This is a genomic window from Sphingomonas sp. Leaf17, from assembly GCF_001421505.1.
GTDB lineage: Bacteria > Pseudomonadota > Alphaproteobacteria > Sphingomonadales > Sphingomonadaceae > Sphingomonas.
This window is the reverse complement of record NZ_LMKL01000001.1, coordinates 778,223-801,985: the sequence shown is the minus strand read 5'-3', so window position 1 is coordinate 801,985 and position 23,763 is coordinate 778,223. Positions and strand designations below refer to the sequence as shown.

At 66.1% G+C, this 23,763-nt stretch carries 20 protein-coding genes; 7 read left to right on the top strand and 13 right to left on the bottom strand.

The window, feature by feature from the left end; translation table 11 throughout:
* Window positions 1-5 precede the first annotated feature (5 nt).
* The 4 genes from ASE75_RS03690 to ASE75_RS03675 form a co-directional block, all read right to left on the bottom strand.
* Window positions 6-605, bottom strand: a complete 600-nt coding sequence (locus ASE75_RS03690; protein ID WP_055928831.1) for an RNA polymerase sigma factor — start codon at window positions 603-605, stop codon at window positions 6-8.
* Window positions 602-1,042 (bottom strand): periplasmic heavy metal sensor, encoded by a 441-nt coding sequence (locus tag ASE75_RS03685; protein WP_055928828.1) that lies wholly within the window; start codon window positions 1,040-1,042, stop codon window positions 602-604. Before ASE75_RS03685 ends, ASE75_RS03690 begins: the two co-directional genes overlap by 4 nt.
* On the bottom strand, window positions 1,039-1,311 hold the full coding sequence (locus ASE75_RS03680) for a hypothetical protein (RefSeq protein WP_055928826.1): 273 nt from the start codon (window positions 1,309-1,311) through the stop codon (window positions 1,039-1,041). The genes ASE75_RS03685 and ASE75_RS03680 overlap by 4 nt, the downstream gene beginning before the upstream one ends.
* A gap of 187 nt (window positions 1,312-1,498) precedes the next feature.
* Window positions 1,499-2,620: an aldose epimerase family protein gene (locus tag ASE75_RS03675; RefSeq protein ID WP_443025289.1), complete on the bottom strand. Its 1,122-nt coding sequence runs from the start codon at window positions 2,618-2,620 to the stop codon at window positions 1,499-1,501.
* Window positions 2,621-2,776: 156 nt separating this feature from the next.
* Between ASE75_RS03675 and ASE75_RS03670 the strand changes: the two genes are divergently transcribed.
* The 3 genes from ASE75_RS03670 to ASE75_RS03660 all read left to right on the top strand — a co-directional run bounded on the left by ASE75_RS03670 (window position 2,777) and on the right by ASE75_RS03660 (window position 5,906).
* Window positions 2,777-4,105 (top strand): sugar MFS transporter, encoded by a 1,329-nt coding sequence (locus ASE75_RS03670; protein ID WP_082463768.1) that lies wholly within the window; start codon window positions 2,777-2,779, stop codon window positions 4,103-4,105.
* 76 nt (window positions 4,106-4,181) lie between these two features.
* Entirely contained in the window at window positions 4,182-5,183 is a 1,002-nt protein-coding gene (gene araD1, locus ASE75_RS03665; protein ID WP_055928820.1) for an AraD1 family protein, read from the top strand.
* A gap of 3 nt (window positions 5,184-5,186) precedes the next feature.
* A complete protein-coding gene (locus ASE75_RS03660; RefSeq protein WP_055928817.1) occupies window positions 5,187-5,906 on the top strand; it encodes a FadR/GntR family transcriptional regulator in 720 nt (239 codons plus the stop codon).
* A 67-nt stretch (window positions 5,907-5,973) separates the two neighbouring features.
* On the opposite strand, the gene ASE75_RS03655 is transcribed toward ASE75_RS03660, so the two are convergent.
* From ASE75_RS03655 to ASE75_RS15335, 9 genes are all read right to left on the bottom strand, one after another.
* On the bottom strand, window positions 5,974-6,690 hold the full coding sequence (locus tag ASE75_RS03655) for a FadR/GntR family transcriptional regulator (RefSeq protein WP_055928814.1): 717 nt from the start codon (window positions 6,688-6,690) through the stop codon (window positions 5,974-5,976).
* Window positions 6,691-6,780: 90 nt separating this feature from the next.
* The gene (locus ASE75_RS03650) at window positions 6,781-8,061 is read right to left on the bottom strand and encodes a DUF2264 domain-containing protein (RefSeq protein WP_055928811.1); all 1,281 of its coding nucleotides are present in this window, start codon (window positions 8,059-8,061) and stop codon (window positions 6,781-6,783) included.
* The gene (locus ASE75_RS03645; protein ID WP_235512500.1) at window positions 8,061-9,005 is read right to left on the bottom strand and encodes a DUF4861 family protein; all 945 of its coding nucleotides are present in this window, start codon (window positions 9,003-9,005) and stop codon (window positions 8,061-8,063) included. Before ASE75_RS03645 ends, ASE75_RS03650 begins: the two co-directional genes overlap by 1 nt.
* Entirely contained in the window at window positions 9,002-12,274 is a 3,273-nt protein-coding gene (locus ASE75_RS03640) for a glycoside hydrolase family 2 TIM barrel-domain containing protein (RefSeq protein WP_055929440.1), read from the bottom strand. Before ASE75_RS03640 ends, ASE75_RS03645 begins: the two co-directional genes overlap by 4 nt.
* 46 nt (window positions 12,275-12,320) lie before the next feature.
* A complete protein-coding gene (kduI, locus tag ASE75_RS03635; protein WP_055928808.1) occupies window positions 12,321-13,157 on the bottom strand; it encodes a 5-dehydro-4-deoxy-D-glucuronate isomerase in 837 nt (278 codons plus the stop codon).
* 23 nt (window positions 13,158-13,180) lie between these two features.
* Window positions 13,181-14,341: a glycoside hydrolase family 88/105 protein gene (locus tag ASE75_RS03630; protein WP_055929438.1), complete on the bottom strand. Its 1,161-nt coding sequence runs from the start codon at window positions 14,339-14,341 to the stop codon at window positions 13,181-13,183.
* Window positions 14,342-14,346: 5 nt separating this feature from the next.
* A complete protein-coding gene (locus ASE75_RS03625) occupies window positions 14,347-15,651 on the bottom strand; it encodes an MFS transporter (RefSeq protein ID WP_055928804.1) in 1,305 nt (434 codons plus the stop codon).
* Window positions 15,652-15,707: 56 nt separating this feature from the next.
* A complete protein-coding gene (locus tag ASE75_RS03620) occupies window positions 15,708-18,659 on the bottom strand; it encodes a TonB-dependent receptor (RefSeq protein ID WP_055929435.1) in 2,952 nt (983 codons plus the stop codon).
* Window positions 18,660-18,889: 230 nt separating this feature from the next.
* Window positions 18,890-19,138, bottom strand: a complete 249-nt coding sequence (locus tag ASE75_RS15335; RefSeq protein ID WP_156340093.1) for a hypothetical protein — start codon at window positions 19,136-19,138, stop codon at window positions 18,890-18,892.
* A gap of 137 nt (window positions 19,139-19,275) precedes the next feature.
* Here ASE75_RS15335 and ASE75_RS03615 point away from each other — a divergent pair, with 137 nt between their 5' ends.
* Genes ASE75_RS03615 through ASE75_RS03600 form a run of 4 tightly spaced genes read left to right on the top strand, consistent with a single transcriptional unit; the run spans window position 19,276 to window position 23,763 of the window.
* Window positions 19,276-21,552, top strand: coding sequence for a TonB-dependent siderophore receptor (locus tag ASE75_RS03615; protein WP_443025285.1), 2,277 nt, complete (start codon window positions 19,276-19,278; stop codon window positions 21,550-21,552).
* Entirely contained in the window at window positions 21,549-21,863 is a 315-nt protein-coding gene (locus ASE75_RS03610) for a hypothetical protein (RefSeq protein WP_055928798.1), read from the top strand. The genes ASE75_RS03615 and ASE75_RS03610 overlap by 4 nt, the downstream gene beginning before the upstream one ends.
* Window positions 21,860-23,458: a PepSY-associated TM helix domain-containing protein gene (locus ASE75_RS03605; protein WP_055928795.1), complete on the top strand. Its 1,599-nt coding sequence runs from the start codon at window positions 21,860-21,862 to the stop codon at window positions 23,456-23,458. The genes ASE75_RS03610 and ASE75_RS03605 overlap by 4 nt, the downstream gene beginning before the upstream one ends.
* Window positions 23,455-23,763, top strand: coding sequence for a DUF3325 domain-containing protein (locus tag ASE75_RS03600; RefSeq protein ID WP_055928792.1), 309 nt, complete (start codon window positions 23,455-23,457; stop codon window positions 23,761-23,763). Before ASE75_RS03605 ends, ASE75_RS03600 begins: the two co-directional genes overlap by 4 nt.

The following is a 23,763-nucleotide window of genomic DNA, read 5'->3' as shown; positions in this document are numbered from 1 at the left end:
CCTCCCTATCTTACGCGCGATAGGTCCCCAACCCTTGGTTTGGCGTTCAATTTTTCGAGAAGGCGCGCGCGTGCCCGGTAGAGGCGGGTTTCGACCGCCTTCTGGCTGATGCCCAAGATCCCGGCCGTTTCGGCCTGTGTCAGCCCCTCGATCGTGCGCAGCACCAGCGGTTCCCGGAGAGTCATCGGCAGGGTCGCGATGGCGCGCGTCACCCGGTCCAGTTCCTGCCGGTCGGCGGCGGCATCGTCGATCGGCACCCGGTCGTCGGCTACCATATCGGTGCGCCCGTCCAGCGGCGCGGCCAGGGAAAAGAGCCGTCGAACGGCACGTCTTCGCGCCCAGTCCCGACATTTGTTGATCGCGATCGTCGACAGCCACGCCTTCATCGCCCGCTGTGGATCATAGCGGGGCAACGCCTGATGCGCCGCGACGAACGTCTCCTGCACTAGGTCGAGCGCTTCGTCGGTTTCACCGACGACGCCGCGGGCGAGGCGGAAGACCGGCTCTCGGTAGCGTCGCATGATTTCGGCGAACGCCGCCTGCCGACCGGCGATGCTGAGCGTCGCCAGTTCGCCATCGGAGAACATGGTCCAGTCCAGACTCACCCCTGGCTGTCGGTGAGCGCCTTCACCACCGCCGCGTCGAATACAGGGGTCTGGTCGGGTCGCAGAAGCTGCCGCATGGCGAAGATGTGCGCCAGCGTCGCCTTTTGCAGGTCGCCCATCGCGGCGTGGCTCTGATCGACCGCTGCGGTCACTTTCGGGCCGTTGCCGTGTTCGGTTTCGATCGCATCGGCAAGCCGCGCGTTGGCCGCGCGCATTTCCAGTTCGAGCGCGCGGCGCTGTACCGCGAACCGGTCCTCGATCTGCGCCAGGCGCGCCTGCTGATCGGCGTCGAGCGCGAGTTCGTGATGCAGCACGTCGTGCAGGGCGGCACCCGGCAGTTTTGGAGGAGGCAGGAACGTCCGCCCGACGAACACGCCGGCAATCGCGGCCAGAAAGGCGAGCACGACGCACAGAACGAGGCGTCTGGTTGCCGTCATCGCGCGTCGATCAGCAAGGTCGAGGGCGCAAGTGGCGATGCGCCGCCAAGAGGTGCCAGCCACGCCGCGGGGCTGGTCGTTGCCGGCAACTCCGCGCCGACCATGCCGATGGCCAGCGCGGCGACCGTCATCGCGCCGACGCCCACCCCGGTCAACCGGGCGGCCGGTCGCGCCCCGATGCGCGCAAGCACCGGTCCCTCAATCCCGTCCAGCGCGGCCGGAACCGGTGCGCTCGCCAGCCTTGCCAAGGCTCCGTCCAGATCGTTCATCCTGTCCACTCCGCCCCTATACCACCAGGTACGCGGCGCTGCCCACCATCCCTCATAGAATGACGGGACGGACACGCCGCTGAACGCCCGACGCTACGTCGTTGCGGGGCTGCCGATCGCGGGTCCGCTATGCGCCTTACACAATGTCGAGCCGTGATGCGGTGGCGTGGCGGTCAGGTCGGTGTCCTCATTTCCGGGTCGACAGACGGTAGACCATGACATGCCGATAGGGTTTGCCGGGGTCGACCCTGGCGGACAGGAAACCGGATTTGTTGGGAGCGTCGGGAAACTTCTGCGGTTCGAGCGCGATGCCGTCGCCCATCCGATAGAGATGGCCGTGCTTGCCGGTCAGCGTGCCGTCGAGGAAGTTGCCCGCATAGAACTGTACGCCCGGCTCGGTCGACAGGACGTCGAGCACCCGGCCCGAAACCGGATCCTCCAGCCGCGCTGCCATCTGCGGCGTGGCGGTCAGCCCCTTGTCGAGCGCGAAATTATGGTCGTAGCCACGCCCCGCGACGATCTGCGGATCATTGCCGTCGCGGATCCCGTCGGCGACGACCCTGCCGTTGCGGAAGTCGAACGCGGTGCCGGCAACGGGACGCAAGGTGCCGGTGGGGATCAGCGCGGTGTCGACCGGCGTTATCGCCGTGGCGGGAATCGTCAGCCGGTGGCCCGTCGCCCCGCCGGGCGCGCCTTCGCCGCTCAGGTTGAAGATCGCGTGATTGGTGAGGTTCACGATGGTCGGTGCGTCGGTCGTCGCATCGAAGGCGATCGTCAGGGCGCCCGCTTCATCCAGCGAGTATGTCACCGTCACGTCAAGCGTGCCCGGGTAGCCCGCATCGCCCGCGGGGCTGCGATGGGTCATGGCGACGCTGGCGACGGGGCCGCTGCGTACTGACGCAACCCGCCATGCGACCTTGTCGAAGCCTTTGCCGCCGCCATGCAGCGATTGGCCGTGGTCGTTGGCGGGCAGGCGATAGGCCCTGCCGTCCAGCGTGAACGTCGCGCCGCCGATGCGGTTGGCATAGCGGCCGATGGTGGTGCCGAAATAATTCGGATGATCGACATACCCGTCCAGCGTGTCGTAGCCCAGGACAACGTCGGCGACCTCCCCCTTCCGGTCCGGCGCGCTCAACGACTGGAGCGTCGCGCCGTACGTCAGGATACGCGCGCTTACGCCGTGCGCGTTGCGCAGGGTTATCACCTCGATCTGCGTGCCGTCGCCCAGCTTGCCCGCCGGTGCGCGAACCGCGGAGGCCGCGTGCGCCTGCACCGGGGACAGCGCGACCAGAATGACGGCCGCCGCCAGTCCATTTTTGAAGCTCGTCACATCTGCTCTCCCCGGCGGCCTGCACGATTGACGTGCTGTGTTGCGAGTTATAGTCATACTAAAATCGACGGGGCAAGGGCGGATCGAAACCGTATCCGGCGCAAAGGCGACCCCGCGAAACGGGAGAGGACACTGATGGCGATCACGCCGACCGGTCACGTCGATCACGGTACCGATACCCCGGTGTCGATACGCGCTGCATCACCCGCGGGTGCCGGTTACGGCCCCTCCCTGGTGCTGCTGGCGACCCTGTTCTTCATGTGGGGGTTCATCACCGTCATCAACAACACGCTGTTGCCGCACCTGCGCAGCGTGTTCGACCTCGATTATACCCAGACGACCCTGATCGAGAGCGTGTGGTTCATTGCCTATTTCGTCGCATCCATCCCGTCTGCCAAGCTGATCGAACGGATCGGCTACCAGCGATCGCTGGTGACAGGGCTGCTGGTCATGGCCGCCGGCGCGCTGGGCATGGTGCTGGCCGCCAGCATCCCGTCCTATGGCGTCACACTGGCGATGCTGTTCGTGATCGCCAGCGGCATCACGCTGCTGCAGGTCGCGGCGAACCCCTATGTCGCCGTCATTGGTCCCGCCGAAACCGCATCGGCGCGGCTGAACCTCGTCCAGGCGCTCAATTCCGCCGGAACGATGCTGGCACCACTGTTCGGAGCATACCTCATTCTCGGGCGATCGGTCGGCGGAACGGCGCAGGCGGGGACGGTACTCACGCCGGCCCAGCGTATCGCCGACGCGCAGTCGGTCATATTGCCCTATCTGCTGGTCGCCGGGGCGCTGGTCATACTGGCGGTCGTCATCGGACGGTTTCCGCTGCCGGCCCTCGGCGCGGCAACGACGCGCGTGACCAAGGCGGACCGGCGCAACCATTCGCTGTGGAAACACCGTAACCTGGTGTTCGGCATACCGGCGATCTTCATCTACCTGATCGCTGAGATCGGCGTCGCCAACCTGTTCGTGAACTTCGTCAGCCAACCCGATATCGCCAACCTGACCCACGAACAGGCCGGGCGATATCTGGCACTGCTATGGGGCGGGATGATGATCGGGCGGTTCGCGGGGTCGGCGATCATGCAGCGCGTGCGCGCAGAGACGGTGCTCGCCGCCTTCTCGATCGGTGCCTTCGTCGTCATGCTCGTCACGGTGTTCACCACCGGGCCGGTCGCCATGTGGGCGCTGATCCTGGTCGGGCTGTTCCATTCGATCATGTTTCCGACGATCTTCACCCTCGGGATCAAGGGTCTCGGGCCGCTGACCGAGGAAGGCTCGGGACTGCTTATCATGGCGATCGCGGGTGGTGCGCTGGTCGTCGTACAGGGCAAGCTCGCCGATAGTTATGGCCTGCAATGGTCGTTCCTGCTGACCGCGGCCTGCGAACTCTACATCCTGTTCTATGCGCTCTGGGGGGCAAAACCGACCGGTGTCGCGCCAGCGGCTACGGCACCATGATACGGCTCAGACCACCAGCCCGGTCCGCCTTGTAAAACCCCGGCACCACCACGCCCTCATGACGGAAACGACAGCCATGTCCCAACGCCTCCTGCAGCATCGTGCCGATGACGGCACGCGGTCGGTCATCATCGCGGAGGGCGAAACCGCCGCGATCCTTACCGGGTTCTCGACGGTCCTGGACCTGGCCGCACGCGCCATTGCCGAGGGTATCGACCTTGCCACGGTGATTGCCGGATGCGCCCGCGGGCCACAGGTCGACCTGGTGGTCGAACTCGACGCCGGGCGCCTCGTCGCGCCGATCGACCATGCCGATCCGGCGCATCTGGTGATGTCCGGCACCGGGCTGACGCACCTCGGGTCAGCCGATGGACGCGACAAGATGCACCGTGCCGCCGCCCAGACATCGACCCCGACCGATTCGATGCGGATGTTCCTCGACGGCGTGGAGGGCGGAAAGCCCGCTGCGGGCATGGTCGGACAACAGCCTGAATGGTTCTACAAGGGGGATGGCTCCCAGCTGGTCGGGCCGGGTGCCGCGCTGACCATGCCCGGCTTCGCGCAGGACGGCGGCGAAGAACCCGAGCTTGCCGGCATCTATCTCATCGGACCTGACGGTACGCCGCATCGGCTTGGCCTGTGTCTCGCCAACGAGTTCAGCGATCATGTGACCGAACGCCACAACTATCTGTGGCTCGCTCATTCCAAGATCCGGCCGGCCGCCCTTGGCGCGGAACTGCTGCTGGGCAGTCCGCCCGACCGCGTCGAGGGCACCAGCCGGATCCTGCGCGACGGTGCCGTGCTGTGGGAAAAGCCGTTCCTGTCGGGGGAGGCCAACATGTCGCACACGCTGGCGAACCTGGAGCATCATCATTTCAAATATGCCCTGTTCCGGCGACCGGGCGATGTCCATGTCCACTTCTTCGGCACCGCGACCCTGTCGTTCGCCGACGGTGTCGCGACCCGGGAAGGCGACGTGTTCGAGATCACGGCGGCACCCTTCACCCTGCCGTTGCGCAACACGCTGGCCCGGGCGCCCGCGGAATCGTCGATAGCGACCGTCGTCAGGCCGCTTTGAACGATGGAGCCGATCAGCCGCCAGCCGCGTGATACCGGCCGTCGCCTGCGCGGTGCCGTCATCCATCGTCTGGGCGTGGCGATCGTATCCGCCGACTATGCCCCCGGCGACATCCTGCCGAGCGAGGCCGAGTTTTCCGAAGCCCTGGACGTGTCGCGCACCGCCTATCGCGACGCGATCCGGACGCTTGCGGCGAAAGGTCTCGTCGAAAGCCGCCCGCGCACCGGTACGCGCGTTCAGCCGCGTCACCGGTGGAACCTGCTCGACCCGGACGTGCTGGGCTGGGCGTTTTCGGTCGATCCGGATATGGCGCTGGTTCGCGGGCTTTTCGAGCTGCGGTCCCTTGTCGAACCCGGGGCGGCTGCCATGGCGGCCGAACGACGATCGGACGACGATGTCGCGGCGATGCGCGCCGCGCTGACCGCGATGGCCCTGCACGGCCTTCATACGGCGGCAGGACAGGCGGCCGACCGCGACTTTCACGATGCCATCCTGAACGCCACGGGAAACGACTATCTGTCGTTCCTGACCACGAGTATAGGCGCGGCCGTGACCCTGACGACGCAGTTCAAACAGCGGCTTCGCGCCTTGCCTCGCGACCCCATTCCCGACCATCGGCGCGTCTTCGATGCCATCGCCATGGGCGACCCGGTCGCCGCAAGCACGGCCATGCGAACCCTGGTTGATCTGGCGCTCGACGATACGAGGCAGGCCATGATCTAGGCTTGGGACTGGCCTGGTCGCAGCCGGATGACGGGCGGGCGGCGCGTCACCGGCGGTGAGGTTTTCGTCAGTTCGGGGACGGGGCTACGGCTCCGAGTTCCGCGTGGCGGGACAGGCTTTCATTCATGTGATGCCATGCAGCCTGACGCGCTTTCGTCACGTCCATCCGGGTGATCGCATCCAGGATCGCCTCATGTTCGATCCGCACTTTCGCGGCATAATCGCGGTGCGACTGTTCCGGCTGATCGCGGAGGTACAGATTGCGCGGCGGCACGAGGCGGATACCGAGAAACTCGATCAGCCGGACGAAATAGTCGTTTCGCGTCGCATGCGCGATCGCCAGGTGGAAGGCGGCATCGGCGGCGGCGGCGGCGACGGGATCGTCGCTCATTTCGTCCATGCGCCGCAACGCCTGCCGCATCGCGCCCAGATCCTCCGTCGTCCGCCGGGCGGCTGCCAGTGCGGCCATTTCCGATTCGATCGCCATGCGCGTTTCCAGCAGCCGGATGACGTCGGACAGTTCGGACAATTCTTCCCGCGTGACCTGGAACGCGCGATATCGCGCATCGTCCGCGACATAGACGCCCGACCCCTGTCGCGCGATGACCAGACCACGCGCCTCCAGCCGGGCGACGGCCTCGCGCACGACCGTGCGGCTGACCCCTTCGTCCTCGGCGATGGTCTTCTGCGTGGGCAATTGCGCGCCGGGCGCAAGGACGCCGTCGAGGATGTCGGTCTCCAGCTTCGCGAACAGCACATCCGTCATCGACGACATCTTCGCCATCTCTTTCCCCGCCCGATACAGTGCAGCATGTCCCGGATTATGCACCGCGTGCCGGGTGCATGCCACCCCCCGCCACGGCCCGGTCCCGGATCAGTAGGACACGGCATAATCCTTGCGGAAATCCATCCCCGCATAGGCGCGGCGCATCGTCCAGGGTTGCGCCGGGGCCGTCCAATAGGCGTCCGTCGCGGGCAGGCCGAGCGCCACCAGCCCCTCCGATGCGATATACATGCTGCCGGCGTTGGAATAGATATCGCCAAGGCTCGGCTGGTGCCGCGTAAAGCCGATCGTCAGGAACCCGCGATCGTCGAAATTGGTCGGGTCGGCAAAGACGCGCCGGGCCGCCGCCACGGTGGCTGCGCGGACCTGCCCCGGCGGCAGCGTGTCGGGCAGCCATCCGCGCCATGCCAGCACGCCCAGCACCTGATGCGCCGCGATGCGATAGGTCAGCGACCGGCCGATCGCGGCATAGGCGCCATCGGGACCGATCATCCGTTCCAGATGCTCGCCGAACCGCTGCATCCGCTTGCGGGCGCGGTCATATTCCGCCTGCGGCTTAAGGTTGTTGAACGACGGTTTGCCGCGGGTCAGCACCTCCAGCACCTGCACCATCATCGGGTGGATGACGTAGCTGTTGTAATAATCGAAGTGGAAGCTGGCCCCGTCGCCATACCAGCCGTCGCCGGCATACCAGTCGCCGGCGAACAGCTTGATCGTCATGTCGACCCGCATCGGATCCCAGTCCTCGCCGATCGAGAACAGGAACGCCTCGTTCATCGCCGCGAACAGCAGCCAGTTCTGATAGGGCGGCGATACGCGGCGCAGCCCCTTGATCGCGGCGACGATCCGACGCTTGGTCGTCGCGTCCAGCGGATCCCACAGCACTTTCGGCGCGCGCAGCAACGCACTGGTGAAATAGGCGCTGTCGACCAGCGCCTGCCCATGCCCCTCCCAGGCGAGCCGGTCGGGGCTTTTGGGGTCGACCGCGTGGACATAGCTTTGCAGCGCCTGTTCGCGCAGGGATCGGCGCAACCGCCCTTCGGCGTCGTTCGTGTCGGGCAACGCCAGCCACGGCGCGATGCCGTCGATCAGCCGGGCGAATGCCTCCATATACGCGACGTCGGGACTGCGCCCGTCCCAGGTCGGGCTGAGCGCCGGCTTCCATTCGCGTTGAAGGCGACCCTGCGCCATGCGCGAAAGGACGGGCGTGGCCATCCGTTGCAGCAGGCCGAGCATGAAGGCACGGTCGTCGGCACCGCCGGGCAGGGCGGATGCGGGCGCAGTCTGCATCGCCGTCGTGGCCGCAGCGGGACCGGTGGCGGCGGTCGCGACCGCGCCGGTCAGTCCGCCCAGAAAATGCCGTCGTTCCATCACTGCTCTCCCGATGGTTTCGCCGGTCGCGGTGCCGCGAAATCCAGCCGTGCCGATGCCGCATAGGCATCCCATGTCGCCCGGTCGCCGAAGCCGCCCACGCCAAGGCTCCACGCCGATCCCGAATGATAGACAAACGGACGACCGGACCGGACCTTGACCAGGAACAGGTGGTTGTCGGCGTCATCGCGCTGGCCGACGATCATCGCCGGATCGACCCGGATCGCGATCGCCATGCGACCATGCACGCCGTCCTGCGGTCCCCACCAGCTCATCAGCCCGCGCGCGCGATCCACCGTCAGGTCGCCTGCGCCCTGACCCGTCGTGCGCTTGCCGATACCGATGCCGACCGTCAGCGGCGCGCCGTCGTTCGACGACAGTGTGGACACCATCCGCGTGAAATGAGTGCCGAGCGGCAGGGTAAAGCGCCGCGTCTCGCGCACGCTGCGCCCGACACCGATCGGCCAGGGGGCATAGTCGACCGTGAAATCGGCGACTTGGCCGCCGCTCGCCAGAATGCGGTGCGCCACGAAATTGCGCGAGGTCCACAATTTGTTGTCATGCCAGATACCCAGCCCGCCGGCCCCGCGCCCAGTGCCGACATTGTAGAAATCCAGCCCCTCGCCGTGATAGCCGTGCTGGTCGCCGGTGCGCAGTTGCCGATCCGCGAAGGGCCACGCGAATTGCTTGCCCCAGCTGTCGATCCCCGACCCCGACGGCGGCTCGACCGCCTCCAGCGCATGGCCATAGATGCGGTGCGCCGTCCGGTCATTCTCCCACAGCAGGTCGTCGTGGCGGTAGGGGGCCAGTACAGCCACGGCGGCCGCGGATCGCGATGGCGGCGGCGACAGCCGCTGCCCGGCGATCGGCAGCACCGTCGGCGCGTCCTGTGCGACCGCGGCACCGGCCATCAGTGCGACGGCAAGCGCGACCGCCCGCCTCACGGCGCACCCGTGGCGCTGGCCGGCAACGCCCCGGCGGCGTCGCCCTCACCCGTGACCGGCGACAGCGTGAAGCCATAGGTCAGTGGCGCGACCGTGATGCGATAGGCGGGCTGGGGGCGTCCCCAATCGCTCCAGGCGGTGTCGCCGCCGACACCGGACTGGATCGCGTCGACCATCAGCGTGCCGGTCGCGCCGGGTACGATATCGCTCGATTTGCGGGTGCCCGGCGGTCGCCGGTCGAGTTCGGCATAGGGAAACGCCAGCGCATTCATCGACAACGGCGCGCTGCCCGTCACGCGCACCCCGCCGGCACCGTTGCGCAGCAATTCCATCCAGCGCACGTCGGTCTTGTTGCCGGTTTCCTGGGGCCGCATGTAATCATGGTTCTGCGCGGCGATCGCCCCGCGCCATTTGCCGATGGGCGCCGAGGTGTTGCGGTCGGCATAGCTTTCGTGCGGCCCCCGGCCATACCATTGCACGGTCCGGTACTCGCCGGGCGTTGTGTAATACAGGCCGATGCGCAGCGGTTCGGGCAGGTCCGGCTTCAGCGGCGTGAACCGGTTCGTGACGGCGACCGATCCGTCGGCCCGCATGTGATAGGTGCTGGAGAAGCGGGCCATGTCACCGCCGGTCAGCCAGGTGACGGTGACCGCCGCGCCACCGCCGGACGGACGATCGACCGCAACCGTCTCGACCCGGCGCTCGGTGCTGGCGCGCACCCAGGGCGCGCTTCGGCTGACGGCACCGGTGCCAAGGTCGTTGTCGGTCAGGGCACGGGTGAAATAGGGCATGCCGCCGGACAGCAGCGACCGGCCATCCTTCGAATAGCCGTCGACCAGTCCCGTCGCACGGTCGATGACCAGCCGGGCGTTGCCGGCCGACAGGCTGACCTTGCCGCCGCCGTCGCTGACGGCAACGGCCTTGCCAGCCGCCGTCGCCACGGTGGTGGACGACGAAGCACCACCCAGCGCGAACTGTTCCCAGCCCATGACCCGCCCGGCCTCCACGCCCGGGATCGCGTCCGCCTTCGCGGCATAGGACACGGTGACGAAATATTCGCCCGCCGGATCGCGCGTGAAGCCGGTCAGCGCCAGCGGCACGACGGCGGTCGCATGCGGGGCCACCGCCGGCGCGGGCATGGTCCCGCGCGCCACGGTCACGCCGTCGCGCTGTACCGCCCATGTATAGTCATAGTCGTCCTGCGATCCGGCAAAATCGTGGTGGTTCGCGACCGTCAGTCGCCCGGTCGCGGCGTCGAAGCCGGTGAACTGGACCGGCGCATAGACCTTGCGCAGCTCATAGAAATGCGGGTTCGGTGTCCGGTCGGGCTGGATCAGCCCGTCGCCGAATTCGATGTCGCCGCCGGGGTTCGGCCCATATTCGCCGCCATCGCCCCAATAGCGACGGCCATCCTTGGTGTAGCGGTACATCGACTGATCGACGAAATCCCAGACGAACCCGCCCTGAAGCTTGTCGGGATGGGCATAGATCGTGTCCCAATATTCCTTCAGGTTGCCACCCGAATTGCCCTGCATATGGGCATATTCGCACTGGATCATCGGCTGGCCGTAATCCCAGTTGACGGCGAAGTCGGCCATCCGCCGGGCCGGATCGTACATCGGCGCATAGATGTCGGCATAGGCGTTCGGCCGGTGATCGCTGACATTCTCGAACGTGCCCCAGCCGAGATAGCTGATGAGGCGGTTCGGATCACGCGCGCGCGCCGCCGCTGCGGCTGCCGCGAAGGCGGGTCCGATCCCTGCCTCGTTGCCCATCGACCAGAAGATGATCGAGGGGTGATTCTTGTCGCGCTCCACCATGTTGGTGACGCGATCGACATGCGCGCGCGTCCATGCCGGATCGAACCCGACCTGGTAGGTCGCGCGCTGCGCCGGATGGGCGTTGCCCATCTCCATATAGGCGTGGCTCTCGATATTCGCCTCATCCATGACGTACAGGCCGTAGCGATCGGCGAGTTCGTAGAGGTAGGGATCGTTGGGATAGTGCGATGTGCGCAAGGCGTTGATGTTCGCGCGCTTCATGATCTGCACGTCGCGTTCCATCGCCTCGCGGCTGATGACATGGAAGGTTTCCGGATCGTGTTCGTGCCGGTTCACGCCGCGGATGGTGATCGGCCGGCCGTTCACGCTGACCAGCCCGTTCTTCATTTCGACGGTGCGAAAGCCGATCCGGCTCCACGTCGACTGGATGATCGCGCCCTTGGCATCATAGAGCTCGACCAGCAGCATGTAGAGATTGGGGGTTTCCGCCGTCCACGGCTTCACGTTGGGCATCGTGCCGGCCAGCGTTGCCACGCGCTCGGCCGTGCCACCCGGGACCGCGGTGCGGCCCTCCAGCACGGTACGGTCGCCGTCCTTCACCACGAACCGTGCGCTGGCCGCCGCCGCACCCGGCGTCACCGCCACGTCCACCTTCAGCACCCCGTCGCGATAGGCGGGATCGAGTCCCGCATGGACGAAGAAGTCGCGGATACGCGTCTTTGGTGCGGCCATCAGGAACACTTCGCGCTCGATGCCCGACACGCGCCAGAAATCCTGGTCCTCCAGATAGCTGCCATCGGACCAGCGATAGATCTGGATGGCCACGGTGTTGCGGCCAGGCGTCAGGAAGGGAGTGACATCGAACTCGCTCGGCAGCTTGCTGTCCTCGGAATATCCGACCTTCTTGCCGTTGACCCAGACATAATAGGCCGACCCCGCCGCGCCGATGTGCAGGATCACGTCCTGGCCGTTCCACCCCGCCGGCACGTCGACGACCCGGCGATAGGATCCTACCGGGTTACGATCGTGCGGGATCAGCGGACGATTGGCGGGAAACGGATAGGTGATGTTGTTATAGCGGGGCTGGTCATATCCTTGCGTCTGCCAGTCGGCCGGCACCTTGATGGTCTTCCATGCCGAAGCGTCGAAGTCGGGTTGCTCGAACCCCCTGGGCAGATCGACGGCGTTGGGCGAAAACGAAAACTGCCAGTCGCCGTTCAGCGACAGGAACCGGTTCGATTCGGTCCGATGACCGGCGATCGCCTTTTCGCGTGTCTCGAACGGGAAGCCGGTCGCGCGGGCGGGCAGCTTGCCGACATAGTTGACCGCGGGATTTTCCCAGTCGGGTCGTGCCGGGTCGATTTGCGGCTGGACCGGCAATACCGGTTTCCGCCCGTCCTGCCCGATGGCGGCCACCGGATAGGCGATGGCGCCCAGCAACGCCGCGCAGATCGCGGCACGCGCCGCCTTTTCCTTGTGACCCGTCATGACCATTCCTCGCCTTTTTTTCATATTATACTGCCGACCGGCCCGATCAGCGCAACTGGCAGATGTCGCACACGTCCATGTCTTCATAGTCCAGGTTCTCGCCCGCCATCGCCCAGACAAAGCTGTAGTTGCTGGTGCCGGACCCCATATGCACCGACCAGGGCGGGCTGATGACGACATCCTCGTTCTCCATCACGATGTGGCGCAGCGCGTCCGGCTGGCCCATGAAGTGGAAGACGCGGTCGTCGTCGCCCAGATCGAAATAGAGATAGATCTCGCTGCGGCGTTCGTGGACGTGCGGGGGCATCGTGTTCCACACCGATCCCGGCCGCAGGCGCGTCAGGCCCAGGCACAGCGACGCGCTGGCGCAGCGGTGGGGCAGGACCAGTTGATGAATGTCGCGGTGGTTCGATGTGGCAATGCTGCCCCGCTCCATCGGCGGCGCATCGTCCAGCGTCATCTTGTGCAAGGGGAAGGGCGCGTGCGCGGGCACGCTGAGCAGATAGAAGCGCGCGCCCGGACCGGCGAAGCTGACCGCCGTCGATCCCATCGGGACATACAGCGCCTCGTACCGTGCCAGTTCGATCGTCCGGCCGTCCACCGTGACGGTGCCGACACCGGTGCCGATATTGACGACGCCGAGTTCGCGCCGCTCCAGCAACGGATGGCCGGCGGCGCTTGCCGGCTCGGTCTGATCGGGCAGCCAGAGCGTCGCATCGCCCGGCACCGCGCCGCCGATGACGAACCGCTCGCCGTGCGAATAGGTCAGGACGACCTCTCCTGTACGAAACAGGCCGGAGACGAGATACCGGTCGCGCAGCGCCGCGTTGGAGGCACCGTCCATCATGTCGGGATGCGTGGCGTAATAGGTCTTTTCAAACACGACCGGTTTCCTTTTCGTCGTTCTCAGCCGGCGGTTCCGAGCGTCGCCATCGCCGTGGCGGCGAGGAGAAATGCGCCGACGCCGTAATATTGCGTGTCCTGCGCCTCGACCTTTTCGGGACGGTCGCTGACCTGCTGGACATAGCCCAGTCGCCCGTCGGGCTGGATCGCGCGGACCAGCGCCGCCCAGCCTTTTCGCGCGACGGGCGTATAGGTGGCAGCCGGAAGAAGTCCGGCCTTGATGCCCCAGGCCATGCCATAGGTGTAGAAGGCGGTGCCGCTGGTTTCCGGCGGTGACTCCTCCGGCGCCAGCAGCGAGGGTGCCCAATACCCGTCGGGTTTCTGCAACCCGGCCAGTTTGCCGGCCATCGACACGAACAGGCGCTCCATCTTCCGGCGATCGGGCGACCCCTTGGGCAGCAGCGGAATGATCCGCGCCATGCCGGCAAAGACCCAGCCGTTGCCACGGCTCCAGAACTGCTTGCGCTGCCGGTCGTCGCGCCGGTCGAAGAAGCGGCTGTCGCGATAATAGAGCTGCTCGACCGGATCGAGCAGGAAGTCGGTGGTCGCCCAGAACTCCCGCAGCGCGAAGTCGCGATATTTCGGATCGCCGGTCTGGCGCGACAGCTCGATCATCGCCGGGGGTGCCATGAACAGCGCATCGCACCAGCACCACCGCGTCAGGCATTCGGTCGCCGAATACCCGGCGGGCGGCACGGCAAAGGCCAGCGTCGTCACCGCAGGCTGGTCGACGACGCGGTCGAACGCGGTTTTCGTCGGCGCGCGCGCGGCCGCGCCGCTGCCATGTGCCGCCGCCCACAGATAGGCCTGGGTGATCGCATGATCGTCCGCGAAATAGGGCTTGCTGCCGGGTCGCCAGGCGTTCGCCGCTCCCATCTGCTTGATGGCCTGCGCGATTCTCGGCGGTGCGCCGGCATCGGCCAGCGCGGTCATCCCGACCCAGAAGACCGCCTGTTCCCAGGCGCGCGGGTTGCGCGTCTCGCCGGTCGCCCGGCTGACATGGTCGACCGATGCCATGCGATCGAGCTGCCAGCCGGCCAGCGATACCGCCAGCGCGATCGGGGACCGGGCATCGGCGGGGCGCGCGCTGGCGGATTGGGCCGACGCAGCGGCGGGACAGACCGACAGGGCGAGCATGGCGGCCGCCGCCGACCGCAGGAACATGGGTTTCATGACGTGGGATCCTCAAGGGGCAGCTGCGCGGGCGACAGCCGCGGACTGACGAGATGAAGGGCGATGAGCGCGACGATGTAGGCGGTGCCCGCGACCGCGAAGATCGGGGCGTAGCTGTTCGACAGGCCGAGCACATAGCCGACGAACTTGGCGATCAGCATGCCGCCGATCGCTCCTGCGGCACCACCGATGCCGACGACCGACCCGACCGCCGTGCGTGGGAACAGGTCCGAGGGCAGGGTGAGAAGGTTGGCCGAAAAAGCCTGATGCCCCGCGGTCGCAAGGCCGATCAGCAACACCGCCGTCCACAGGCTGTCGACATATTGCACCGTGACGATGGGCAACACGACCAGCGCGCAGGCCAGCATCGTCAGCTTGCGCGCGACGTTTGGAGAGCGACCCGCGCGGATCAGCCGCGACGAGGCCCAGCCGCCGATGACGCTGCCGACATCGGACATCAGGTAGATCACGATCAGCGGCGGGCCGAAGCTCTTGAGGTCCAGGCCATACCGTTTGCCGAGAAAATCGGGCAACCAGAACAGGAACATCCACCAGATCGGGTCGGTCAGGAACTTCGGGATCGCATAAGCCCATGTCTGGCGCATCGTGAACAGCCGCGTCCAGGGCAGGTGCCCGGTGGGCTGGACCGGATCGCTGCGGATCAGCGCCAGTTCCGCTGCCGATACGCGGGTGTGCTCCTCCGGGCGGCGATACAGTGCGAGCCACGCGACCAGCCAGACGATGCTGAACACGCCGGTGGCGATGAAGGCCATCTGCCAGCCCCAGGCGAGCGCAATGGCCGGGACGATCATCGGCGTCAGGATCGCGCCGACATTGGCCCCGGCATTGAAGATCCCGACCGCCAGCGCCCGTTCGCGCTGCGGGAACCATTCGGTCACCGCCTTGAGGCCCGAGGGGAAGTTGCCGGATTCGCCCAGGCCCAGGGCAAAGCGGACGGCGGCGAACTGCACGACGGTGCTGACGAAGCCATGCGCGACATGCGCGATCGTCCAGAACGAGAAGGCGACCGCATAGCCGATCCGCGCGCCCGCTGCATCAATGAAGCGGCCCATGCACAGGAAGCCGATGGCATAGGCCGCCTGGAACCAGAACACGATGTCGGCATATTGCCCCTCGGTCCAGCCGAGATCGGCCTGTATCACCGGCTTCAGCACGCCGATCATCTGCCGGTCGATGTAATTGATGGCGGTTGCGGCGAACAGAAGGCCGCAGACCACCCACCGGTAGCGTCCGGCGCGTGCGGCCGCAGCGGGAATGGTGGGCGTGGCGACGGGCGGCATCAGTGTCCTCCTCGATGGGCAGATGCCCGGCCCGGGGGCCGGGCATTGGGGGCGTTTCAGAACTTGCCGCGGACGCCGAACGATATCGTCGTGCCGTTGAAGAACGAATTGTCGCGCCGGCTCTCGCCATTGCCGCTCGCCTGGGTCGGGTCGGTGTAGAACAGATAGCTGTTCTGATTGGTGATGTTGAGCGCGTCGACCCGCAATTCGATCATGTCGCTGATGCGGTAGCTGACCGTCCCATCGAGATACCCCTGCGCGTTGAGATACGGCACCTGGTTGTTGCCGGTATTCTGAGAGTTCTGGCCGGTCTTGCCGCGGTAATTGTACGAACCGCGAATGGAGACGGGGCCTTTTTCGTAGAAGCCAGTGATGCTGTAGGCATATTTGGGCACCCCCTGAAGCTCGATCCGATCGCCATTCGTCAGCACGAAGTCGTTGCCCTGCTGGTCGATCAGGGTGAGGCTGCTGGTCACGCCCAGTCCGTCGAAGGGTTGCGGCAGGAAGGTGAAGTTCTGCTGATAGGCGAACTCCAGCCCCTTCAGCTTCAGGCGATCCTGGTTGATCGTGATCGTACGGTTGAACAGGAAATTGGGATCGATGGTGTTGCCGCCAAGTGCCGGCGGGCAGGCACCGCCACCCAGCGACGGACAGCTGAACAGGTTTGACGGCAGGCCAAGTGTCCCGAACGGCACCTGTTCGACGACCGAGAAGGGACGGTCGGTGATGTTCTTGACGAAACCGCCGACGCTGAGCAGCGCGCCCGGCGCGAAATACCATTCGAGCGCCGCGTCATAGGTCGTCGCCTGTTGCGGCCTAAGGTCGGGATTGCCGACCGTGACGGCGGGGTTGAAGATGTTCGGAACGCGCGTACCGGCCGCGATGGATGCCAGCGATCCGCGCGTGATCGTCTGCCCCGTCGACCCGCGCAGCAGCAATTGCGGCGTTACGTCATAGGTGAGGCTGACCGACGGCAGAAAGTTCTGGTAACCGCCCTCGCGTTGCTGCGGAACGAATGTGCCGCCCGTCCCACTCCGGAAATTGTCGATGAGCGTCTTGGTGTCGAGGAAGCGCACGCCCCAGTTCATGCGCAGCGGTCGCCCCGCGATCGGGATCATGAAGCTGGTTTCGAAGAATGCCGCCTTCACGACCTCCTCGGCGGTAAATGCCTGGTTGAGCGCCGGTGTCGCCGCCCGGTTCGCGCTGTTCGCATCAAGCGTTCCCATCACGAAGTCGCGCGAGAATGTCGCGAATTGCGATGGGTACCCGGCATTGCCGCCGTTCGACAGCGCGCCGAACTGGATATACGGATCCATATTGGCAAACACGCCGGTCGGATTGTTCGCAAACGTGCCGCCCTGCGGCAGCGCGCGGGTGGCGGCGATGCTGCTGCCGTCCTGACGCTGGACGCGTTTCAGCGTCGAGACATAGCTGCCGCCCAGCTTGAGCGACAGCATCTGGTCGTCGCCGTCCACCGGCTTCCAGTCGATCACCGCCCGCGCCGTCTTTTCACGATCAAGCTCGTCGTTGATCGCGAAACCTAGCGACGGGGACCGGTAATTCGCGGGATTGGTGAAATCGACCGGCGAACTGATCGTCGGGTAGGTCACGTTGACAGTCGGGTCGAACGTCGTCGTGATTCCGAAGATATTCGCGATTATCCGGTTTTCGGAATAAACGGCCTTGCTTTCGCTGTAGTTGGCCTGGGCCGATACCTTCAACGTGTCGGTGACATCATAGACGGCGCGGGCGATACCGTAGCGGAACGTCGTCTTGCTGTCGCGATAGAAGCTTTCGGTCAGGATGCTCGAATTGCCGAACGTGCCGTACAGGTTGTTATAGTCGTCCAGGCGAACGTCGAGCGGGATCAGGCCCGAATTGGTGCCCGTTCCCGGCGCGCTGGTGGTGCCGGCCACCGTGCGTGTGTTGCGGACCGGCACGCCGAACGTGTATTCGTCGGTCGTATCGGTCAGGTCCGACGCGATGCCGTCGATGCTCGCCTCGAACCGGTCGCTCTTATATTGCAGCGAACCGACGAAGCCGAGCCGCTCGCGATCGGTGTTCGATGCGTAGATGCGGTAGAAGCGGGGGAGATAGCCGTTGGCGATCTGATCGCGTGTCAGGTTGCCGAACCGGGCCAGCGGGTTGTTCAGGTCGAGGTCGAACTGGAAGGGGCCGCTGGTGTTCGGCAATGGCCCGGCACCGGGGGCCGCGACCAGCGGTCGGCGACCCAGCGCGGACGAATTATAGCCGCTGGTGCCGCCGCCGGTCGACTGGAATCCCGACCGCTCGTTGACGTTCTGCGAAAAGGCGACACCGAACAGCGCGCCGAAATTGCCCCAGGTGTCGCTGAGGAGCAACGACCCGCGCGGCCGCCATTCCTTGGACTGGGTATTGTAGTTCGCCTGAGCCGAATAGCGGATCACCCGGCTCTTGTTGTCGAAAGGCCGGGGTGTCTGCAGGTCGATGACGCCACCGATGCCGCCTTCTTCGAGATTGGCGAGCGGCGATTTGTAGACGTCGACGCGCCCGAACAATTCGGATGGAAAGACATCGTAATTGAAGTCGCGGGTCGAACTGCCGACGTTGTTGGTCGATGTGGTTCGTGCGGGCGCGCCGTTGATCGTCGTGACGGTGAACTCGGATCCCAGCCCGCGGATGCTGATCCGCTGACCTTCGTTGGATCCGCCGTCGCGGGACAGGATCACGCCTGGAATACGCTGAAGCGAATCCGCGACGTTGGCTTCCGGAAACTTGCCGATGTCTTCAGCGACGATCGAATCGCGAAAGCCGATCGCATCCCGCTTCAGGTCGATCGCCGCGCTCAGGCTGCGCCGGAACCCTGTGACGACGATGTCTTCGGTCGGTGCGTCGGTTGATGGTTCGGATTGCGGCGTCTGCTGATCGAGCGCGGCGGCGTCCGGTGCAGCGGATGCGCGGGCGGGCGAGGCGGTATCGTTCGATCCCGCCCCGGTCGTGGTCTGTGCCGCGGCCGGCAATGCCAACATGACGGCCAACGCCCCGGCGGATACAGCACAGACAAGCTTCGCCTTCCCCATCACACTCTCCCTTAAGTGACGCAGGCTTTTCCCTGCAATCTTGCATTTATCATATAACTCAACGAACCGATGTCAATGCCATCCGACACCATCCGGCGCATGTTCGTTCCGGGGTCGGCGGGGGACTGGTCGTTCGCCCTTTCATGCATCGGCGGGAAGGGGTGAACGACACGGCGACGTTACGGAATCAGGTGAACCGTGATGCCGCCGGCGACCACCGGCACGATGGACATCGCCGATCGACCACGTTCTGTCCGTCGCGATCCATCGAGACGGGGGTAGTATGACAAGGCATGTCTTGTCCAAGGACGATGTCGCCGGCTGGTCGGGATTTCCGGGTGAGCAAAGCCGTGCCCGCAGAGCGACAATTGCACTGCGGATTGCAGCCGATCGTCCCCGGCCATCACCGGCGGGTCGTCGTCATCCATGACGGGCAAGGTGGCCGCCCGACATCGCGGTCGTCGAACGGCCGTCGCGTCGGCCGGATGAAGAATACAATAAATGATAGTGACTCGCAAAAGCGATTGATCTAGATCGCCCGCAGCAACGGGGGTTCACCATGAATGTGTCGAGTATAGTCCTGGCTGGTGCGGTGCTGGCGGCAGCGTCTGCGGCAAGGGCGGAGGATCCGAAAATCCCGGCATCCGAAACCAGCGCCGGCGACACGCAGAAATCGGACGAGATCCTCGTCATCGGGAAAAGTTACGGTCGCGAGGTCGGCAAGACCGTCACCCCGCTGAAGGACACGCCAAACACGGTCACGGTCATCGACCGCGAGCAGATCGAGGCGCAGAACCTGTTCACGCTGGAGGATGCGCTGACCGCGACCAACGGCATCACCGTCAATGGCGTCGGCAGCGAGGATCCGTCGTTCTTCTCGCGCGGGTTCGCGATCACCAACTATCTGATTGATGGCGTGCCGAGCCTGGCGTTCAACTTTCCCGCCACCGTGCCGGACCTGTTCTTCTACGATCGGCTGGAGGTTCTGCGCGGTCCCGCCGGCCTGTTCAGCGGATCGGGCAATCCGGCCGGCAGCATCAATATGGTGCGAAAGCGACCGCTCGATACCTTCAGGGTGCAGGCCAGCGCCGGATACGGCTCCTATGACAATGCGCGGTTCGAGCTGGATGTGTCGACGCCGATCGGTCCGAAGGCGGGCCTGCGCGTCGGCGCGATGGCGCAAGATCAGGATCAGTTCTTCGACACCGCGCACCGCAACCGGATCGGGGCGTTTGCCGTCGGGTCGCTGGAAATCGGCGATCGCACCACGCTGACGCTTGGCGGCAACTATGATCGCTTCCGCCCGGCGATCCAGTCGGGTCTGCCCGGCATCATCGGCGGTCTGGACGGCAGCGACGGACGGCTCCTCGATGTCAGTCGGTCGACCTACCTTGGTGCCGACTGGAACCGCTTCAACGCCGAAACCTGGACCGGGTTCGTCGAACTGGCGCACAAGGTCAGCGATCGCTGGACACTGCGCGCGACGGGGCTGGTCACCGACGTCGATCGCGTCGACATCTACAGCTATATCGGCAACCAGCCGGTGACTGCGACCAACGGCTCGACCAGCCACATCGCCTATCGCGGCGACAGCCGGCAGCGGACGCGCTCGTTCGACGTCAACGGGATCGGCAGTTTTCCGCTGTTCGGCCGCGATCAGACGCTGATCCTCGGCACCGATTATCAGGCGAGTTCGGGTACGTCCTATTTCACGCGGCTGTCCAACTATGCCCGGATCGACGTCTACAACCCGGTATCGCCGGTCGAGCCGCCGCTGAACCCGTATGGCGCGTTGCCCTATTATCCGGTGCAGGGCAGTGGGGCGACCTGTCCCGCCACCAGCACCGCGATCACGCCCGCGCCCGCCAACTGCGTGTTGCAGGTCTATGGCGGTTCCGCGACCGACGTCGAGCAATACGGCATCTATGGCCAGATGCGGCTCAGTCCCGTGGCCGGCCTGACACTGGTCGGCGGCGGCCGCATGACGTGGTGGGATACGACGACGGCCACGCTGCTGACGCCAAGTGGAATCCTGCCGGCGGCGACGCGCTATGGCATCGACAACCGGTTCACGCCCTATGCCGGCATCGTGTGGGACGTGACGCCGCAGTTGAATCTCTATGCCAGCTATGCCGACAGCTTCACGCCGCAGGCCGCTCCGGTCGGTCGGGCGCGGCCCGACGGGCAGCAGATCGAACCGCTGATCGGCGCGCAGTATGAGGCGGGGACGAAGTTGTCGCTGATGGACGATCGCCTGCTCCTGTCAGCGGCGGTGTACCAGATCACGCAGACCAACCGGCTGTTCAACGATCCCGACATCCAGACCGTCGTGCTCCAGACGGGCAAGGTCCGCTCGCGCGGGGTCGAGGCCGAGGCGACCGGCGAAATCCTGCCCGGCTGGCGTGTCAACGGTGGCTACACCTATACCAGGACCAGATATCTGGAGGATCAGACCGCCGCGTTCGAGGGCCTACCGCTGGTACCGATCGTGCCGGAACACATGATAAAGGCATTCACGAACTATGCGCCGGTCGACGGACCGCTGGCGGGGGCGAGCCTCGGCGGCAGCGTGACGTGGTTCAGCGCGACCTATGGCGGCAACGCGGCGGTGTTCAACGCCGACGGCACGCTGCGCACCCGGTCGACGATCGTGCGCCAGCCGAGCTATGCGGTGCTCGACCTGCGCGCGGGATATAAACTGAGCGAGCGCCTGGGCGTCTCGGTCAACGTCGCCAACGTGTTGGACAAGACCTATTACGCGCGCATCGCCGCGACCGGTCGGGGCAATTACTACGGCAGCCCGCGAACCGCGTTCGCCACGCTCCGGTACAGTTTCCAGTGACGGCCGGCGACGCTCATGCCCGCGCGCGCTGGGCGCGTCGCGGCGACATCGCGCTGCGGGTCGTCGCCGCCGTGCCGCTTGGCTATGCGGCGGCAAGCCTGTGGGCGATGGCGATCGCCCGTCTGCTGCCGGGCGACCGTGCCGAGGCGAGCGTTACCGGTGCGCTGATCGCGCTGGCCCTGTGCGCCGTCGCGGCGATATGGGCCTTCGCCGCGCGTAGCGGCTGGCGCGCGCTCTGGACGCTGGCCTTGGCCGGCGGCGTCGCGGCGGTCATCACCTGGACGTCGATCGCGGCGACGGGGCGCGTATGAGCAGGGGCCTCCGCCAGTCCCAGGCGTTCCTGCACACTTGGTCCGGGCTGCTGCTTGGGTGGATCCTGTTCCTCGTATTCGTCGCTGGCACGATCGCGTTCTGGCGCGAGGGTCTCAATCGCTGGATGCGTCCCGAGATTGCGCGGGTCGAGCAGCCGATGCGCGTGCTTGCGGGGGCGCAGGGATTCCTCGCCGGGAAAGCGCCCGACGCCGCGAGCTGGTTCATTCCGGTCGCGACCGAACGATCGTCCGGTACCCAAGTGTTCTGGGTGCCGCAGCCAAGGCCCGGCGAAGAGAAAAGGCGGGGCCGCCGGGGTGGACGCGGCGATACGCAGGCGCTGATCGGTGCTGACGGACGGGTCGCGCAGGCCCGCGACACGCGCGGCGGTGAATTCTTCTACCGGTTCCACTTCGATCTTCACTACATGCCGGTTCTCTGGGCGCGGTGGTTGGTCGGTTTCGCGACCATGATGATGCTGGTTGCGATCATCAGCGGGGTCATCACCCACAAGAAGATCTTCAGGGACTTCTTCACGCTGCGCCGGGAAAAGGGGCAGCGATCGTGGCTCGACGGCCATAATGCGACGGCGGTGCTGGCGCTGCCGTTCCATCTGATGATGACCTATACCGGGCTGGTCACGTTGATGGCGCTGCTGATGCCGTGGGCGGTCGTCGCGAACTATACCGATGACAGCAGCGTGTCGGCGATCCTGTTTCCCACCGCCGCGGTGGTCGAGCGGACGGGGCGTGCAGCACCGCTGATCGACCTGCGGCGTATCGCGGCCGACGCCGAGCGCAGGCTGGGCGCACCGGCCAGCTTCATCGAGGTCAGCAATCCCGGCGATGCCGCCGCGCGCGTGTCGGTCAGCCAGAGCGCCGGTTCGATGCTGTCGTCGCGGACCCCGCGCCTGACCTATGACGGCGTATCCGGGCGGCTGGTGTGGCGGTCTCCGCCACCCGGTGCGGCGGCGGAAACCGCCGGCGCGATGATCGGCCTGCACGCCGGCCGGTTTGCCGGCACCGGCGGGCGCTGGCTGTATTTCCTGTTCGGGATCGCCGGCACGCTGATGGTCGCGAGTGGCCTCGTGCTCTGGACCGTCAAGCGTCGCGAGCGTTTGCCGGACCCGGCCCGGCCGCATGTCGGGTTCCGCATCGTCGAACGGCTCAACGTCGCGGTCATCGGCGGTTTTCCGCTGGCGATCGCAGGCTTCTTCTGGGCCAACCGCCTGCTGCCGGTAACGCTCGGCAGGCGGGCGGACTGGGAGATGCACACGCTGTTCATCGTCTGGGCGGTCGCCGCGGTGATGGCGTTCACCCTGAGGCCGGCGCGGATGTGGGTTGCGCTGTTCGCGGCAACCGGCGTGCTGCTTGCCGCACTGCCGGTGTATGATGTGGTGGCGACGGACAGGGGATTGTTCGCGTCGCTGGCGGTCGGTGACGGGATGATCGCGGGCATTGATGCGACGATGGCCGGGTTCGGTGCCGGCTTTGTCCTGCTGGCCCGCCGCATTGCCCGCCATCGTCCAACGGTGCGAGTTCGCGCGGGGCGATCCCGCGCGGTCGCGCAGCCGGTCCTGCTGGAGCCTGCCGAATGACCATCCTGTCACTGCTGCTGGCGGCCGTCGCCTTCGGACTGCTTGGCCTTGCTACCGACGCGCACCACCGCCGTCGTTTCGGGTGTCTGCCCGATCCGGCGCAGCACGGGGTGCTGCGATACGGCGGTTGGCTTGCGCTGGTTGCGAGCGTGCTACCGGCCATCCTTGCCAGGGCATGGATCTTCGGGCCGATCCTGTGGGCGGGAGCCGTCATGGCCGGTGCCGGGATCGCGTTTCTCGCGCTCAATTTTCTGCCGCCACGCGTCCGCGCCGGGGGAGCGGACTCCGGTCGGCGGCGACCCTGA